The sequence below is a fragment of the Acidaminococcus sp. CAG:542 genome (genome assembly GCF_000437815.1).
Classification (GTDB): domain Bacteria; phylum Bacillota; class Negativicutes; order Acidaminococcales; family Acidaminococcaceae; genus Acidaminococcus.
Genome location: NZ_FR902048.1, coordinates 20,870 through 38,252, shown reverse-complemented (window position 1 = coordinate 38,252; position 17,383 = coordinate 20,870). Strand labels below are relative to the sequence as shown.

Below are 17,383 nucleotides of genomic sequence, written 5' to 3'. Positions count from 1 at the left end.
CGGAGCTTGTTGGCCAGGCCGATGCCCCGGCCTTCCTGCTGCATGTACAGCACTACCCCGCAGCCTTCCTTTTCGATCATCTTCAGGCTGGTGGCCAGCTGGTCCCCGCAGTCGCAGCGGAGAGATCCCAGGGCGTCCCCGGTCAGGCATTCGGAATGGACCCTGACCAGCACATTCTTTTTGCCGGCCACATCCCCTTTGATGATGGCCACATGGCATTTGTCATCCAGGTCGTTTTCATAGCCGATGGCCCGGAAGGTACCGTATTTGCTGGGCAGGGCCACATTGGCGATCCGGTGGACCATTTTTTCCGTCTTTTTCCGGTAGGCGATCAGATCCGCCACGGTGATGAAGGTCAGATTGAACTTCTTGGCAAATTCCATCAGTTCCGGAGTCCGGGCCATGGTGCCGTCATCGCTCATGATTTCACAGCAGATGCCCACCGGTTTCAGCCCTGCCAGACGGCACAGGTCCGTGGTGGTTTCCGTATGGCCCGTACGCCGGAGCACCCCGCCTTCCCGGCTGCGGAGGGGGAATACATGTCCCGGCCGCCGGAAGTCTTCCGGTTTGGCACTTTCGTCGGCGCATTTTTTGATGGTGTAGGCCCGTTCCACGGCAGAGATCCCGGTGGTGGTGTCCTTGTGGTCGATGGATACGGTAAAGGCGGTTTCATGGTTGTCCGTGTTGTTGGCCACCATGGGTTCCATCTGGAGCCGGTCCAGGATGGCCCCGTCACAGGGCATGCAGATCAGGCCCTTGGCATGGGTGGCCATGAAGTTGATGTCGTCGGGAGTCACATACTCCGCACTCATGATCAGATCCCCTTCGTTTTCCCGGTCGGGGTCGTCGGTGACCAGGACCATTTTGCCGGCACGGATGTCCGCAATGGCCTGTTCGATGGAATCAAACTGAAATTTTTTATCCATGGTTTTCACTCCTTAAAAAAATCCATTTTCGAAAAGGGTTTCCTTGGTAAGTCCCCCGGTTTTTCTGGTTTCCAGCATCCGTTCCACATATTTCCCCAAAATGTCCGTTTCCAGGTTCACCTGGTCTCCGGTCTTTTTGAAGCCCAGGGTGGTGAACTGGACGGTAAGGGGAATCAGGGAAACGGAAAACGTGGTGTCCGTCACTTCCGTGATGGTCAGGCTGATGCCGTCGATGGCAATGGATCCCTTAGTGACCATGCCCCGGAGCAGCTCCGGGCTGCAGCTGATGGTGGTGACTTTGGCAATGCCTTCCGGGCGGATCTTCACAATGGTTCCCACCCCGTCCACATGGCCGCTGACAATGTGCCCATCCAGTCCGTCCCCTACATGGAGGGTCCGTTCCAAGTTGATCCGGTCCCCCTTCTTCAGGGAACCGATGGTGGTTCGCCGGGCGGTTTCCGGCATTACGTCCACCGTGAACCGCTGGCTGTCGAATTTCGTCACCGTCAGGCAGGCCCCGTTGCAGCAGACGCTTTCCCCGATTTTCAGCAGGGGCGGAATGGTCTGGGCGGCAATGGTGAGCCGGTAGGAATTCTGTTCCCGGCGCAGGTCCTCCACCTTGCCCAGTTCCGCAATGAGTCCCGTAAACATGGCCTCAGCTCCTTTCCAACAGGCCCGTGACCATCAGGTCCGTGCCGAAGGCTTCGTACTGAGGTTCCTGGAGGGTCACCCGCAGGTCCATGTTCCGGGCCCCCCGGCCCCCGATGGCACCCAGGTTCCGCTTGCCCCCGATCAGGCAGGGAGCGATAAAGGCATAGACCCGCTGGGCCAGCTTGCCATCAAAGAAGGCACCATGGACCTGGCTGCCTCCTTCCACCAGCACGCTGGTCTTTTCCTGCTGTCCCAGTCTGTCCAGCAGGATGCCCAGATCCAGGGCCCCGTTCTTTTCCGGGATCTGCCATACGGTCACCTGGTCCAGGGCCTGGAAGGCTGCCGCTTTGTCCCGGTCCGCTTTCAGGGAGGTGACCAGGAGGGTCCTGGCTTCCCCGTCGGTGAACACCTTCCGGTCCATGGGCAGCTGACAGTGGCTGTCCAGGACGATCCGCAGGGGATTCTTTCCTTCCACCAGCCGACAGGTCAGGGACGGATCATCGTTGAGCACAGTGTTCTTTCCCACCAGGATGCAGTCGTAGATGCTCCGGAGCTTGTGGGCATAAGTCCGGGACTGCTCATTGGAGATCCATTTGGAATCTCCGGAGGCCGTGGCGATTTTCCCGTCCAGGGTCATGGCGTATTTCAGGGCCACAAAAGGACGGCCCGTCTTCATCCAGTGCATGAACACTTCGTTCTGCCGGTTGGCTTTGTCCGCCAGTACCCCCCGGACCACTTCCACCCCTGCTTCCTGGAGCCGGGCAAAGCCCCGTCCGGCCACTTTCGGGTTGGGGTCGTCCGCCGCCGCCACCACTTTTTTGATGCCGGCCCGGATCAGGGCCTCACAGCAGGGGCCCGTACGGCCGTAATGGGAGCAGGGCTCCAGGGTCACATAGGCGGTGCAGCCTTCCACCTGGTTCCCGGCATCCGCCATGGCCATGATTTCCGCATGGGGCTGGCCGGCTTTGTGGTGGTAACCTTTGCCAACGATCTGCCCTTCCGGGTTGACGATGACGCAGCCCACCAGAGGATTGGGACTGGTGCAGCCCCGGGCTTTTTCCGCCAGGTCCAGGGCCATCTGCATATATTCTTCGTCTGTCACTGTTTCACCCGCTTTCATGATTTGCCAAATATAAAGCCGTGCCATCCGGGGAGGATAGCACGGCAAATATACTTTTCCGAACCTGTCTTTTCTCATCCAGACTGTACTGTCGGTATCGGAATTTCACCGATTCGTGCCAAGGCTCGCGGACTTTACCGCCGGTAGGGAATCGCACCCCTCCCCAAAGACAAAACTTATGCTGTTGTTTCGGGATTATTATATCATATTTGGGAGGGAATGCAAGAAGGGGGCCACAGAGTGGCCCCCTTCTTGCACTAGTCTCTCGTCTCCAGCCAAAGGGAAAATTTGCAAACAAATTTCAGCAATGGACTGTTAATTCCTTCCGTCCCGCTCTGCACTCTTCACTCTGCACTCTTCCTTTTTTGTTGTCAGAACGAATATTCTGCCCCGACGATGATCCGCCGGCCAGGCATGGGGTAGTTGTCCTGTCCGTTCATTACACCGCCCTGTTCCGCGTAGGCTGCGTTGTTCAGGTTGTAGAAGTTGGCAAAGCCGGTCCAGCTCTGATTGAATTTGTACCGGGCAATGAAATCCATGGTCAGGTACCTGTTTTCTCCGAATCCGGCATCACTGTACAGATTGTTGCTCCGCCCTTTCTTGCTGAGTCCATTAGCTGCCCGTACCCGGAGGTTCAGGTTCCATTTGGTATCATGATACCGTACACCGGCCTGGTAGTAGTTGGGTGCGTAGTTGTCATCCCGGATATACCCTTCTGATTTACCTGTTACTCTCACATAGGTGTAAGAAGCATCCACATCCCACAGTTTGTTCAGCTTGTGAGTTACATTCAGAGACAGCCCCCGTTTCTTTTCCCGCTCGATATTTTCTGCATAGGAATCAGAAACCCAGAGAGAAACTGGGACTTTTCTCCAGTTAATGGCATTGTAGAGATTGCTGTAGAAGGCGCTGATACCCACATCTGTTTTGGAATCCGCCTTGAAGTTGTAGCCCAAGGTATACACATTCCCGGTTTCTGCCTTCAGGTTTTCATTACCTACATACTTGCCATACATCCCATAATCTTTATCGTAGTACAAATCATCGATAGTAGGAGTCCGGAACACCTGATTCCAGGAGAAGTAAGCATTGCTGTCCTTGCTGAACTTCTTGTTGATGGAGGCACTGCCGGTGGTCCGGTTGCCGCTGCGGCTGTGGTCCGTAAACCGGATGCCCGTATTCAGCTGCCAGGTGGGAGCAAACTGCCACTGATCCTGGAGGAAAACAGCCTTGGTATTGTAGCCTTTTTTCCCGCTGTAATTTCCCTCACTATGCGCTTTGGCATTCCGGTATTCCAGGCCGCCCACCAGGGTATTGGTGTCAGACAGGACGAAGTTCTGCTGGCCTTCGATGCCCCAGTCCGTTTCATCCATGCTACCCTGGTTGAAATAACTGTAATAATTCCGGTAGGTCTGCAGATACCCGCTGTTCTTGGCATCCCGGTTCCAGTCATACCGCAGACCTACATTATTGGTTTTTTTATCAATCTGAGAAGGAGAGTAAGAATTGACACTGTAAGGATTGTTTCCATCCATGATGGAATAGTCATAGTTCAGGGTCAGTCCATCGCTTTCCGTAAAATCATGGGTCAATTTCAGAGAAATGTTGTCCTGAGTATAGTTGGACTGTCCCGGCCATTTTTTTGTATCCCCGTTGGTATCCTTGTATTTGAAGTAGGAAGCCTTGTTCCGGCTGGCCGCCACCTGGATACCGTTCTTGTCAACTTTGCCCCCTACGGACAGACCCAGATCCTGGTTGCCCCAGGAACCGTATCCCACCCGGATTTTTCCAGTGGTTTCTTCAGGAGTCTTGGTGATGATGTTGATGACGCCGCCTACCGCATCGGCCCCGTACAGGGTGGAAGCCCCGCCTTTCACCACTTCGATCCGTTCAATCATATCCACCGGAGGCAGGGTATGGGCATCAAAAGTGGATTTGACCATGGTTCCCATGCTGTGATTGAACCGACGGCCATCTACCATCACCAGTACCCGTTCATCCCCGTTGAGCATAATATGGGATTCATAGGCTCCCACCCCATTCTGCATCACCCGTGCCCCGGGCACATCCTCCAGGGCGTCGGTAACGGTCCGGTAGCCCCGGTCGGTGATCTGCTGGCTGGTGATGACCGTTACATCGGCAGGAGTATCTGCCTTGGTGTTCTTCAGCCGGTTGGCGGTAATCACGATGGTTTCATCCTTGCCGGTTTCCGGTGCGTCTGCAGCCCAGGCCACCCCGGTACTCCCCAGCGTCACCGCAGCCAGAACGGCCCCAGTCACTTTCCGTTTCCAAATTTTCTTCATCTTAAAACTTCCTTTCTTTTTCACGAAATATTCACCTAACAGTGTACTGTAAAAAAGAACTTCCCGCCAATAGGGGGAAGTTATGGGTTGCTATAGGTTTAAGTTATAGCAGAGGGAGGATTCTGTACATTGCGTCCAGCATCCTCCCTCTGTCAGCGGCCCCTAATACCTTACCCTTACCAGATACAGCCCCTGGGGCGGAGCGGCCATGCCGGCCTGTTTCCGGTTTTTGGCGGCCAGGACTTTGGCGAAGTCTTCTGTATCCCATTTTCCCGTGCCCACCCGGACCAGGCAGCCTACGATGTTCCGGACCATCCGGTACAGGAACCCATCCCCGGTGATGGTAAAGGTGTACAGGTCCCCCTCCTGGACCCACCGGGCTTCTGTCAGGGTCCGCACCGGGGAAGTATCCTGGCTCCCCTGGTTCTTGAAGGAGGTAAAGTCGTGCTTTCCCAGGAGCAGGGCCGCAGCCCGGTTCATGGCCTCCACATCCAGTTTCTCCCGGATCTCCCAGGTGGTGTTCCGCTGGGTAGGGTCCGGCAGGGGGGAATAGTAGATTTTGTACTGGTAGGTTTTGTCCACCGCATCGAACCGGGCGTGGAAATCGTCCCGGACCACTTCCGCCTCCCGGATGGCAATATCCGGCGGCAGATGGGGCTCCAGGGCCCGGCGGTAGTTTTCCGGAGGGATCCGGGATTCGGTGGCAAAGGAAATCACCTGGCCCAGGGCATGGACCCCCGCGTCCGTCCGGCCGGCAGCCTTGATCAGGATGGGCTCCTTCAGCACCTCTGTCAGGGCCTTTTCCAGCACCTGCTGGACCCCCACCCCGTTTTTCTGCCGCTGGAACCCCTGGTAGTTGGTCCCGTCATAGGCTACCGTAGCTTTGATGGTCCGCTTCATGCAGGGAGCCCCCATCTCAGGAAGGCCAGCAGGGCAAAGAGTCCCAGCATCACCAGACCGGTGAGAGCATCCCCTTTGCCGTAGACCAGTTCATGCATCCGGGTCCGGCCTTCTCCGCCCCGGTAGCACCGGGCTTCCATGGCCAGGGCCAGTTCGTCGGCCCGGCGGAAGGAGGAGATGAACAGAGGGATCAGGATGGGCAGCATGTTTTTGGCCCGCTTCATGATGTTCCCGGAAGAAAAGTCCGCACCACGGGACATCTGGGCCTTCATGATCCGGTCCGTCTCTTCCAGCAGGGTGGGGATGAACCGGAGGGCAATGGTCATCATCATGGCCAGTTCATGGGCGGGCACCCCGATTTTCTTGAAGGGCCGGAGCAGAGCCTCGATGCCGTCAGTAAGCACAATGGGCGAGGTGGTGAAGGTCATCAGGGAAGACACCAGGAGCAGCAGCACCAGCCGCAGGGACATCTTCACCCCCAGTACGATCCCTTCTTTGGTGATGGTGATGAATTTCCACTGCCACAGCACTTCCCCCGGGTCCGTGACAAAATGGATCACCATGGTAAGCAGGATGATGATCCACAAGGGCTTGATGGACCGGAGCAGGAGTCCGGCCGGCAGTTTGGCCAGGGCCGCCCCCACCACGATGAACCCGATGAGGATCCCGTAGGAAAGGGGCGAATTGGCCAGGAACACCATGACCATGTAAAACAGCACCGCCAGGATCTTGGTCCGGGGATCCAGCCGGTGGATACAGGAATTCCCGGGATAATACTGTCCCAGGGTAATGTCTGTCAGCATGCTTTCCACCCCTTTGCTTTGACAATGGCCCGGATCAGTTCGGCTTTGGTAATGGGCGTCCCTTCAATGGGGAGTCCCTGCTGCCGGAGTTCTTCCGCCAATTTCACGCTTTCCGGCACATCCACGGAAAGAGCTTCCAGTTTTTCCCGTTCATGGGTGAACAGTTCCCGGGCCGGGCCGTCCAGCTGGAGCCGGCTGTCGCTCATGACCAGGAGCCTGCTGGCGTACTGGGCTGCTTCTTCCATGCTGTGGGTGATCAGCAGCACCCCCATTTTCCGTTTTTCGAAAATCTTCCGGAGCTGGCCGAAAATGCTGTCCCGGCTGATAGGGTCCAGACCGGCACTGGGTTCGTCCATGATCAGGTAATCCGGTTCCATGGCCACCACCCCGGCAATGGCCACCCGGCGCATCTGTCCCCCGGACAGCTGGAAGGGGGACCGCTGGGCGAAACTGTCAAAATCCAGGTCCACGAATTCCATGGCGCTGCGGACGGCTTCTTCCACTTCCGGTTCCGTCTTCCCCTGGTTCCGGGGACCGAAGGCAATGTCTTCATAAATGGTTTCCGCAAACAGCTGGTGCTCCGGATACTGGAACACCATACCCACCCGGTTCCGGGCGGCTTTGGCTTCCGGTGTCTTGGCGGCCAGGTCCACCCCGTCCACCAGCACTTTCCCGGCCATGGGATGGAGCAGCCCGTTGAGATGTTCCGCCAGGGTGGATTTGCCGCTGCCGGTGTGGCCGATGAGAGCCACGAATTCCCCTTTTTCCAAGGTAAAGGACACATCATCCAGGGCTTTCTTTTCCAGGCTGGTGTGGGTCATATAGGTATAGGAGATATGGTCTACTTGGATGGACATAATGCTTCACACAACTCCTTGTGGGTAATGATGGGCGGCAGCTGGTGCCCCTGTTTGTCCAGGGCATCGGCCACTTCTGCCGCCAGGGGACATTCCAGCCCCAGGCCCCGGATCCGGTCCACCTGGGTGAAGACTTCCTTGGGAGTCCCTTCCAGGACGATTTTCCCCTTTTCCATGGCGATGATCCGGTCCGCCAGGATGGCCTCCTCCATTTTGTGGGTGATGTACACAATGGTAATGTGCTTCTCTTTGTTCAGTTTCAGCACGGTGGAGACGATTTCCTTCCGGCCCTTGGGATCCAGCATGGCGGTAGGTTCGTCAAAAACGATGCACCGGGGTTCCAGAGCCAGCACCCCGGCAATGGCCACCCGCTGTTTCTGTCCTCCGGACAGCCTGTGAGGGGCCCGTTTGGCGTAATCCAACATGTCCACTGCCGCCAGGGCCTGTTCCACCCGGGGACGGATCTCCGGCCCGGGAACCCCGATGTTTTCCAGCCCGAAGGCCACATCTTCTTCCACAATGGCCGCCACGATCTGGTTGTCCGGGTTCTGGAACACCATGCCCACCGTCTGGCGCACCGGCCAGAGATTTTCTTCTATGGCGGTATCCAGACCGCCCACCAGACAATGTCCGCTGGTAGGGGTCAGGAGACCGTTGAAATGACGGGCCAGGGTGGACTTGCCGCTGCCGTTGGTCCCGATAATGGCGACAAATTCGCCGGGGGCAATGGACAGATCGATACCCTGGAGCGCGGTCATTTCCTGATTTTGCCCATCCACATAGGTATGGGTGAGATTTTTCGTTTCAATGATCGGTTCCATAACTTCCTCCATAAAGTTAAATTATAGCTTTGTTTACCGGAATCAGTCAATAATAAAGGGGGGTGTCGCACGTTCCGTGCAACACCCCCTTAGCTGTAGAGCCGCATAGCGGCTCAAGTCTGGAGTCTGGAGTCTGGAGCCGAAGGTTAAATTTGCAGGCAAATTTTTTGAATGTGTAGAACCTTTGGACGAAATAATCTCTCAGATTGATTGCGATTCTGGTTTTACAGAATCAAAAGGATCCGTCCAGCCAGACGGATCCTGTCCTGAGACTTCCGACTTCAGACTTCAGACTAAGGGGCTGTTGCGCATGCAACAGCCCCCATCAACGGTACAGCATTTTTTCTATTCTTACAGCACTCCCGCCGGCAGGGCCATTTCCACCCCCGGCCCGATGGGCAGCCCCAGGGTCATCCAGCCAATCAGGAAGATGATCCAGGCAATCTGCAGGCAGACGGCAATGGGGATCAGGTTGGACACCAGGGTGCCGATGGCCGCCTTAGGCATGTATTTTTCCTGAGCCACACTGAGGATCATCCACAGATAGGGATTCATAGGGGTAAAGCAGTTGGTGGGAGAATCCCCCAACCGGTACAGCAGCTGGGTAAAGCCGGGATGATACCCCAGCAGCATGAACATGGGAATGAAGATGGGGGCAAAGATGGCCCACTTGGCGGACCCGGAGGACATGAAGATGTTCACCAGGCTGGTAATCAATACAAACAGCACGCACATGGGCAGGCCCGTAAAGCCCACATTCTTCAGGAAGTCAGCCCCACCGATGGCCAGCAGGGTCCCCAGATGGGTCCAGCTGAACAGGGCCTGGAACTGGCCGCAGAAGAAGCAGAACACCACAAAGGCGCCCATGCCGCTCATCTGATGGACCATGGCCTTGTTTACATCCTTGATGGTCTTGAAGGACCCGGTGGTGAACCCGTAAGTGAGCCCGGCCAGGCTGAACATGACGAACAGCAGGGGAATCAGCCCTTTCAGCAGAGGGGATCCTACGAAGGTGTGCCCGTCCTTGGACAGGACTCCGGCGAAGAATCCGGCCACCAGCACCAGGATGTAGGCCACCACAACCAAAGCGGCCCGGTTCAGCCCCTTCACTTCGATGGGCTTCACTTCTCCCAGTTCCTCATCGGCTCCCGGACCGTCATAGACCCCGAACCGGGGTTCCACGATCTTGATGGAAACCAGAGCGATGATAAAAGCGCACAGGAAGGTGGAGGCAAACATAAAGTACCAGTTGCAGGTCACATCCACCGCAAAGACCCCGGCCTTGCCGAAGAACCCGTCAATGGCCTGGTTGGTGAGCCCCTGGAGCAGGGAGTCGGTGCCGGCAATCATCAGGTTGGCCCCGAAACCGGCTTCCGCACCGGCAAAGCCCACCATCATCCCCACTACAGGATGTTTCCGGACCCCGATATATGCCACAGCCGCCAGGGGCGGGATTACCACCATGGCCGTATCAGAGGCGATGTTGCCGCAGACCCCCAGGAAGGCCACAATAAAGGGCACCAGGGACGGAGGCACCCCTTTCATGCACCGGCGGAGGAGAGCCGCCAGCATACCGGATTCTTCACAGAATCCGATGGCCAGAGTCATGGTGATTACCAGGCCCAAAGGAGCGAATCCGGTGAAGTTCTTCACCAGGGTAGTCAGCAGCCACTGGATGCCGGCGGGGGTGAAGAAGTTCTGGGAGGTTACGATTTTGTGGGAAGCAGGGTTTTCCAGAGCGAAGCCTGCCTGGGTGCAGATGGCCCCCACCACGGCGGTGATTACAAACAGGATGCAGAACAGAATGGCCGGGGGCGGCAGTTTGTTGCAGACCCGCTCTACCGTATTCAGGAAGCGGTCCAACAGACTGTTTTTTGTTGCGTTCTTGGTTTCCATTGAGAGTCCTCCTTTGTTTCGGTTCCACTGGAAAGAGACAACATTTTTCTTTTTCCAAAAGGATCCGGATGTTCTCTGAAAAGAAATTCAGAGACATTGTCAAGAATATTACAAGATTTCTCCCATATTATATCAGAAACCAGGACAAAATTGTTGAATTTAAAATAATTTTCTGAAGAAAAGTCCATTTCATACGGACATTCTCGGGATATTTTTCATTTTTTGTTCCGACTTTCCACTCCAATTCGTTCCAGTCTCCTTGGTTCTGCAGCAAGAACATAGTTTGCTGATTTTAACAGAAAATTGCAGATTCTTTCTTTTCCATACTAAAGTGTATTCCCCCATCTCCAAAACAGAACAGCCCCATCCGCCTGCACCGTCCCTGCCCTTTCTATCCGGATTCCTTACTGGCACTGACAATGAGAAGTATCGTTCGGATGCCCTCCTTTCAACTGCCGTATTCCCCAATAAAAAAGAACCCGTCCGTTTGGGACGGGTTCTATCCATCGGCCCGAGACTCGAGACCCGAGACCGTGTGCCGCCAGGCGGCACACAAAACTTACAGCACTCCGGCCGGCAGGGCAATGCCCACGCCCGGTCCAAAAGGCACACCCAAGGTCATCCAGATCACCAGGAAGATAATCCAGGCAATCTGCAGGACAACAGCAATGGGGATCATGTTGGAAATCAGGGTCCCGATGGCGCAGTCCGGCATGTATTTTTCCTGGGCCACACTGAGAATCATCCAGATGTAGGGACTCATGGGAGTGAAGCAGTTGCCCGGGGAGTCACCCAACCGGTACAGCAGCTGGGTAAAGCCAGGATGGTAGCCCAGCAGCATGAACATGGGAACGAAAATCGGTGCGAAAATGGCCCATTTGGCAGAGCCGGAAGACACGAAGATGTTGACGAACGCGGAAATCAGGATGAAGGCGATGCACATGGGAATCCCGGTAAAGCCTACACCCTTTAGGAAGTTGGCCCCGCTGATGGCCAGCAGGGTCCCCAGCTTGGTCCAGTTGAACAGACCCTGGAACTGGCCGCAGAAGAAGCAGAACACCACATAGGCGCCCATGCCGCTCATCTGCTTCACCATGGCGGAGTTGATGCTCTTCACCGTGGTGAATTTTCCGGTGGTCTTCCCATAAACAATGCCCGCAATGCTGAACAGGAAGAACAGCAGAGGGATCAGGCCTTTCAGCATCAGGGATCCCACTACGGTCACCCCGTCCTTGGACAGGATCTGCATCTTGAAGCCCAAAATCACAATGGCGATGTAGAGCAGGCAGGCCAGGCCGGCATTGTGCAGCCCCTTGATTTCCAGGGGAGTCACTTCTTCCAGCAGCGCTTCTTCTTCGGATCCTTCATATTGAGGGAACCGGGGTTCAATGATGTGGATGGACACCCAGCCGATGACAGCACCGCAGAGGAAGGTGGATACAAACAGGAAGTACCAGTTACAGGTCACATCCACTGCAAACAGCCCAGGAGCGCCCAGGAACGCATCGATGGCCTGGTTGGTGAGCCCCTGGAGCAGGGAGTCAGTCCCGGCCACCATCAGGTTGGCAGTGAACCCGGCCTGTGCCCCGGCATACCCTACCATCATGCCTACCACCGGATGTTTCTTGACCCCGATGTACACAATGGCGGCCAGAGGGGGAATCACGATCATCGCCGTATCAGAGGCAATGTTCCCGCAAGTCCCCAGGAAAGCGATCAGATAAGGAACCACCCCTGGAGGCACATTCTTCAGGGACCGTCTCAGGAGGGCCACCAGCAGCCCGGATTCTTCACAGAACCCGATGGCCATGGTCATGGTGATTACCAGACCCAGAGGAGCAAATCCGGTGAAGTTCTTCACCAAATTGGTCAGCAGCCACTGGACCCCTGCCTTGGAAAACAGATTCTGAGAAACAACGGCCTTCCCCGTTGCCGGGTTGGTCAGGCTGAAGCCCGTGCTGGTCAATCCGGCACCAATCACAGCAGTAATAAGAAATAAGACCACGAACAGAATGGCGGGCGGCGGCAATTTGTTGCACACCGTTTCGATGGTGTTCAGGAAACGGTCCACCCAGGTTTGTTTTGCTGCGTTTTTTGCGACCATTGAATGACAACCCCCTTCAAAGAAAGTATTGTATGCTGAATGCAGTATATCAAAAACTGCATTGGAGCCAAAATATCAAACATTCTCATTCTTTCCAAAGGAATTGTTTATATAATACCATTATTTTCCTACCCTTGTCCAGTTTTTCTTTCCTCTGGACGTGTATACTTTCCATATGTTATAATCTGTACAAGTTTTACCTTATGATTTTGTAACAGGAAAGGATTGAAAGAAAAAATGGAAGAAGTTGTGATACAGATTTTCCCCAATATGACCGTATGGAAGCTACATTCCCTGAAAGAATACCTGATTTTCTTTCTTGTGCTCCTGACCGGGATCCTGGTATTCTATTTTTGGATCCGGAAGATGAAGAAGAACCGGACTTTTGCAGGCGGAAGAAAACGGGTGTTAAAAGCTGTAAAATCTGGCTCTCGGGATGATTTTATTGAAGTTTCTCCTTTTTCATTCACTTTTTCACCAGATTCCATCTGTATCCTCCTTCCCCATGACATCCTGCTGCTTCGGGTAGTGTATCATGGATACAGAATACAAGGTTCGGAACGGGACGAACAATGGAAGTTGAAAGACAATTCTGGAATTACCGAAATTCCCAATCCCCTGCCACTTCTGGAGAAAGAACGGGAAAAACTGACAAAATCGCTGGAAACAGCCCACAGTCCCCTTTTACCCATCCATACTTTTATCATTGGAGCGGATAATTATGCAGACCCGGTGTTCCAGCTGGACGAAGCCTCCCGGGCCCACGCCCTGAGCCTGCCGGAACTGAAAAAGTGGATCCGGACAAGGAACCTGGAGCCCATCACAGAAAAAAAGCGCCAGGAGATCCTGGCGGGGATGAAATAAAAGGGGGTGTGAAAGGATTCACACCCCCGGTCGCGACTAAAAATAGGGTGCTGCACGAAATGTGCAGCACCCCATTTTTTATTTATTCTTCCACCGGTGCTTCTGCAGTGTTGTCTGCTGCAGGTGCTTCGGTCACAGCGGGAGTTTCCTCGGCGGCTTCTGCCGGCCGATGGATCTTCAGCTGGATGTTCCGGTACTTGGGCATACCGGTCCCGGCAGGAATCAGTTTCCCGATGATGACGTTTTCTTTCAGACCCAGCAGCGGATCCACCTTGCCTTTGATGGCGGCATCGGTGAGGTTCCGGGTGGTTTCCTGGAAGGAAGCGGCGGACAGGAAGGAATCGGTGGCCAGAGAAGCCTTGGTGATCCCCAGCAGGATGGGATGGCCGGTAGCCGGCTGTTTCCCTTCGGCCAGTACTTCATCGTTTTCGTCTTCAAACTGGGCGATATCCACTACGGAGCCCGGCAGCATATTGGTGTCGCCGGCTTCGTCGATCTTGTACTTCCGCATCATCTGACGGACCATGACTTCCACGTGCTTGTCGTTGATTTCCACGCCCTGGGACTTGTAGACGCCCAGTACCTGCTGCACCAGATAATGCCGGGTGGCGGCAGGACCGGAAATCCGCAGGATGTCGTGGGGGTTCAGGGACCCTTCGGTGAGCCGGTCGCCCACTTCCACTTTGTCCCCTTCGGCCACATGGATCTTGGCGCCGTAAGGAATGTGGTAGGATTCTTCCGTACCGTCTTCCTTGTGGATCACCACGAAACGGCCTTCGTCCTTTTCCTGGATTTCCACCGTCCCGGCCACTTCGGTCAGGATGCCAGGGTGTTTCGGTTTCCGTGCTTCGAACAGTTCTTCTACACGGGGAAGACCCTGGGTGATATCGTCAGCACCGGCAACACCGCCGGTGTGGAAAGTTCTCATGGTCAGCTGAGTACCCGGTTCGCCAATGGCCTGGGCAGCGATGGTGCCGACGGCTTCGCCCACTTCCACCTTCTTGGCGGTAGCCAGGTTCCGGCCATAGCAGGCACGGCACACCCCGAAGTGGGATTTGCAGGTCAGTACGGAACGGATCTTGACTTTTTCCCGGAGATCAGCAATCACATCAGCCATATCTTCGGTGATGTAGTCGTTGATGTGGTAAATGACCTTGCCGTCTTTGTCAGCAATGTCTTCCGCCAGGGTACGACCCACCAGACGGTCACGGAGAGATTCCAGAACCGTGCTCTTGTTCTTCCCGGAAGTGATGGCTTCCACATAGACGCCGTCCACTTCGTTGTTCCGGATCTTCAGTTCCTTTACAGTCCCGTCAGCCAGGATCTTTTCGATCACGTCAGCGGTGAACTTGTCTCCGGCTTTGGCCAGGACTTCGTCCTTTTCGTTGAGGATGTCTTCTTCCACCTGTTTGTCCAGGAAATGATGGGTCATGTGTTCCCGGAAGGCGGCTTTCACCTTTTCTTCCGGCACATTGATGGCCACGGTTTCCGGTTCTTCGCCGCTTTCCTCATCAGCCGGATACAGGCTGATTTCCAGAATATGGGCGGCCATGAGACGGTCGTAGACTTCTTCGGTGACCACCGTGTCGGCTTCCGCCAGCAGGGAGTCATCTTCCGGATTCATGACGCCGGCAGCCAGGGTGCGGCCGATCACGTAATCCTTCAGCTTGTGCTGGCTGGAACCCAGGACAGCCTTGCAGAACCGCGCCCGTTCCCGGACCAGGTTCATACCCGTTACGTCGCAGTCGTCTTCCCGGACGATAACATCCTGGGCCACGTCTACCAGACGGCGGGTCAGATAACCGGAGTCTGCGGTACGCAGTGCGGTATCGGTCAGACCTTTCCGGGCGCCGTGGGAAGAAATGAAGTATTCCAGAATGGTCAGGCCTTCACGGAAGTTGGATTTGATGGGTCGGTCGATGATCCGGCCGGAAGGGTCAGCCATCAGACCGCGCATGCCGGCCAGCTGACGGATCTGCTGCACGTTACCACGGGCACCGGAGTTGGCCATCATATATACAGGGTTGAAGGGGTCCATGGTGTGTTTCATCAGGGCATTGGCCACGTCTTCGGTAGCCTTGTCCCAGATGGCGATAACCTTGCGGTACCGTTCGTCATCGCTCATGAGACCGCGGTTGAAGATGGTTTCCACTTTGTCTACCTGCTTTTCAGCAGCAGCCAGGATGGAAGCTTTTTCTTTCGGGATCTTGATATCGGAAGCGGCAATGGACAGGCCGGATTTGCAGGCGTTGTCATAGCCCAGTTTCTTGACGATATCCAGTACCCGGGCGGTACCGAAGTTGCCGTACAGCTTGTGGGCCTTGGCAACCAGACGGCCCAGTTCCTTCTTGTCGATCAGTTTGCCCAGGAGCCAGGTGCCGTCTTCCTGTTTGGAGTAATACCGCATTTCCACAGGCAGTTCAGAGTTGTAGATGATGTTGCCCATGGAGGTGGTAACCAGGCTTTCGCCCTTGTCGGAGGGTTCCGGGAAGATTTCCGCATTGGGAACCTTCACCTTGATCCGGGCCTGGAGGTCGATCACATGGTTGAAGTAAGCCAGACGGGCTTCGTCGAAGCTGATGAACCGGCGGCCTTCCCCTTTGGCTCCATCCTTGAAGATGGTCAAGTAGTAGGCCCCCAGTACCATATCCTGGGTAGGAACGGTAATGGGTTTCCCGTCTTTGGGTGCCAGGATGTTGTTGACGGACATCATCAGCACCCGGGCTTCAGCCTGGGCTTCCGCAGACAGAGGCAGATGGACAGCCATCTGGTCCCCGTCGAAGTCGGCGTTGTAAGGAGTGCAGACCAGAGGATGCAGCTTGATGGCCCGGCCTTCGGACAGGATCGGTTCGAAAGCCTGGATGCCCAGTCTGTGCAGGGTCGGGGCACGGTTCAGCAGTACAGGATGTTCTTTGATCACGTCTTCCAGTACATCCCATACAGCGTTGGTGGCCCGTTCCACCATCCGTTTGGCGCTCTTGATGTTGGTGGCGGCGCCGGTTTCCACCAGGCGCTTCATTACAAAGGGCTTGAACAGTTCCAGTGCCATTTCTTTCGGCAGACCGCACTGGTGCATTTTCATTTCAGGCCCTACCACAATTACGCTACGGCCGGAATAGTCAACCCGTTTCCCCAGCAGGTTCTGACGGAACCGGCCCTGTTTCCCTTTCAGCATATCGGACAGGGATTTCAGAGGACGGGTGCCAGGGCCCGTTACGGCACGGCCCCGACGGCCGTTGTCGATGAGGGCATCCACGGCTTCCTGGAGCATCCGTTTTTCGTTCCGGACGATGATGTCCGGAGCCTGGAGTTCCTGGAGCCGTTTCAGACGGTTGTTCCGGTTGATCACCCGGCGGTACAGGTCGTTCAGGTCACTGGTGGCGAACCGGCCGCCGTCCAGCTGGACCATGGGGCGCAGGTCGGGAGGAATGACCGGGATTACATCCATGATCATCCATTCCGGCTTGTTGCCGCTCTTCAGGAAGGCTTCACACACGTCCAGACGGCGGACGATGTTCCGTCTTTTCTGGAGGCTGGTTTCCGTCTTCAGAGCTGCCCGCAGTTCCTTGGTCAGTTCTTCCACGTTGATTTCATGGAGCAGTTCCTTGATGGCTTCTGCGCCCATGCCCACCCGGAAAGTAGGACCGTATTCATCCAGTTTTTCCTGGTATTCCGCTTCGGTGAGCAGCTGTTTCTTGGTCAGGTTGGTATCCCCTGGATCCAGGACGATGTAGCTGGCAAAGTACAGGACTTTTTCCAGAGCTCTCTGGCCGATGTCCAGGATGGCGCCCATCCGGCAGGGAATCCCTTTGAAGTACCAGATGTGAGAGACAGGAGCGGCCAGTTCGATGGACCCCATCCGGTCACGGCGGACCTTGGAACGGGTGACTTCCACGCCGCATTTGTCGCAGACCACACCCTTGTAGCGGATGCGTTTGTACTTGCCGCAGTGGCATTCCCAGTCTTTGGTGGGCCCAAAGATCCGTTCACAGAACAGGCCGTCCCGTTCCGGTTTCAGGGTTCTATAGTTGATGGTTTCCGGTTTGGTCACTTCCCCGTGGGACCAGGCTCTGATCTTCTCCGGAGAGGCCAGACCGATTCTCATAGAATGAAATTTATTTACGTCCAACAAGAGCAC

At 55.5% G+C, this 17,383-nt stretch carries 12 protein-coding genes and 1 riboswitch; of the genes, 1 reads left to right on the top strand and 11 read right to left on the bottom strand.

The window, feature by feature from the left end:
• From ribB to QVO43_RS03190, 10 genes are all read right to left on the bottom strand, one after another.
• The coding region (gene ribB / locus QVO43_RS03235; RefSeq protein WP_288174442.1) for a 3,4-dihydroxy-2-butanone-4-phosphate synthase at positions 1–926 on the bottom strand (926 nt) is incomplete at its 3' end.
• Between the two features lie 12 nt (positions 927–938).
• Entirely contained in the window at positions 939–1,577 is a 639-nt protein-coding gene (locus QVO43_RS03230; RefSeq protein ID WP_022487162.1) for a riboflavin synthase, read from the bottom strand.
• A gap of 4 nt (positions 1,578–1,581) precedes the next feature.
• Positions 1,582–2,697, bottom strand: coding sequence for a bifunctional diaminohydroxyphosphoribosylaminopyrimidine deaminase/5-amino-6-(5-phosphoribosylamino)uracil reductase RibD (gene ribD, locus QVO43_RS03225; protein WP_423776545.1), 1,116 nt, complete (start codon positions 2,695–2,697; stop codon positions 1,582–1,584).
• Positions 2,698–2,759: 62 nt separating this feature from the next.
• A riboswitch (FMN riboswitch) is annotated at positions 2,760–2,872 on the bottom strand.
• Between the two features lie 196 nt (positions 2,873–3,068).
• Complete coding sequence (locus QVO43_RS03220; RefSeq protein WP_022487160.1) at positions 3,069–5,000, bottom strand: TonB-dependent receptor plug domain-containing protein; 1,932 nt, start codon at positions 4,998–5,000, stop codon at positions 3,069–3,071.
• A 162-nt stretch (positions 5,001–5,162) separates the two neighbouring features.
• Positions 5,163–5,900 (bottom strand): tRNA pseudouridine(38-40) synthase TruA, encoded by a 738-nt coding sequence (gene truA, locus QVO43_RS03215; RefSeq protein ID WP_022487159.1) that lies wholly within the window; start codon positions 5,898–5,900, stop codon positions 5,163–5,165.
• Positions 5,897–6,703, bottom strand: coding sequence for an energy-coupling factor transporter transmembrane component T family protein (locus QVO43_RS03210; RefSeq protein ID WP_022487158.1), 807 nt, complete (start codon positions 6,701–6,703; stop codon positions 5,897–5,899). The genes truA and QVO43_RS03210 overlap by 4 nt, the downstream gene beginning before the upstream one ends.
• Positions 6,697–7,560 (bottom strand): energy-coupling factor transporter ATPase, encoded by an 864-nt coding sequence (locus QVO43_RS03205; RefSeq protein ID WP_022487157.1) that lies wholly within the window; start codon positions 7,558–7,560, stop codon positions 6,697–6,699. The genes QVO43_RS03210 and QVO43_RS03205 overlap by 7 nt, the downstream gene beginning before the upstream one ends.
• Positions 7,545–8,381 (bottom strand): energy-coupling factor transporter ATPase, encoded by an 837-nt coding sequence (locus tag QVO43_RS03200; protein ID WP_022487156.1) that lies wholly within the window; start codon positions 8,379–8,381, stop codon positions 7,545–7,547. Before QVO43_RS03200 ends, QVO43_RS03205 begins: the two co-directional genes overlap by 16 nt.
• 351 nt (positions 8,382–8,732) lie before the next feature.
• The gene (locus tag QVO43_RS03195; protein WP_022487155.1) at positions 8,733–10,277 is read right to left on the bottom strand and encodes an AbgT family transporter; all 1,545 of its coding nucleotides are present in this window, start codon (positions 10,275–10,277) and stop codon (positions 8,733–8,735) included.
• Between the two features lie 559 nt (positions 10,278–10,836).
• A complete protein-coding gene (locus QVO43_RS03190; RefSeq protein ID WP_022487154.1) occupies positions 10,837–12,381 on the bottom strand; it encodes an AbgT family transporter in 1,545 nt (514 codons plus the stop codon).
• A gap of 366 nt (positions 12,382–12,747) precedes the next feature.
• On the opposite strand from QVO43_RS03190, the gene QVO43_RS03185 reads away from it, so the two are divergent.
• Complete coding sequence (locus tag QVO43_RS03185; RefSeq protein WP_288174435.1) at positions 12,748–13,245, top strand: hypothetical protein; 498 nt, start codon at positions 12,748–12,750, stop codon at positions 13,243–13,245.
• A gap of 82 nt (positions 13,246–13,327) precedes the next feature.
• On the opposite strand, the gene rpoC is transcribed toward QVO43_RS03185, so the two are convergent.
• Positions 13,328–17,377, bottom strand: a complete 4,050-nt coding sequence (rpoC, locus tag QVO43_RS03180) for a DNA-directed RNA polymerase subunit beta' (protein ID WP_022487152.1) — start codon at positions 17,375–17,377, stop codon at positions 13,328–13,330.
• Between the last annotated feature and the right edge of the window lie 6 nt (positions 17,378–17,383).

What these genes read in the sequence shown, in the direction of transcription:
- ribD (WP_423776545.1), bottom strand. Translation starts at nt 2,697, where the DNA reads ATGAAAGCGGGTGAAACAGTGACAGACGAAGAATATATGCAGATGGCC.
- QVO43_RS03210 (WP_022487158.1), bottom strand. Translation starts at nt 6,703, where the DNA reads ATGCTGACAGACATTACCCTGGGACAGTATTATCCCGGGAATTCCTGT.
- QVO43_RS03195 (WP_022487155.1), bottom strand. Translation starts at nt 10,277, where the DNA reads ATGGAAACCAAGAACGCAACAAAAAACAGTCTGTTGGACCGCTTCCTG.
- truA (WP_022487159.1), bottom strand. Translation starts at nt 5,900, where the DNA reads ATGAAGCGGACCATCAAAGCTACGGTAGCCTATGACGGGACCAACTAC.
- QVO43_RS03230 (WP_022487162.1), bottom strand. Translation starts at nt 1,577, where the DNA reads ATGTTTACGGGACTCATTGCGGAACTGGGCAAGGTGGAGGACCTGCGC.
- QVO43_RS03200 (WP_022487156.1), bottom strand. Translation starts at nt 8,381, where the DNA reads ATGGAACCGATCATTGAAACGAAAAATCTCACCCATACCTATGTGGAT.
- QVO43_RS03190 (WP_022487154.1), bottom strand. Translation starts at nt 12,381, where the DNA reads ATGGTCGCAAAAAACGCAGCAAAACAAACCTGGGTGGACCGTTTCCTG.
- QVO43_RS03185 (WP_288174435.1), top strand. Translation starts at nt 12,748, where the DNA reads ATGAAGAAGAACCGGACTTTTGCAGGCGGAAGAAAACGGGTGTTAAAA.
- QVO43_RS03220 (WP_022487160.1), bottom strand. Translation starts at nt 5,000, where the DNA reads ATGAAGAAAATTTGGAAACGGAAAGTGACTGGGGCCGTTCTGGCTGCG.
- QVO43_RS03205 (WP_022487157.1), bottom strand. Translation starts at nt 7,560, where the DNA reads ATGTCCATCCAAGTAGACCATATCTCCTATACCTATATGACCCACACC.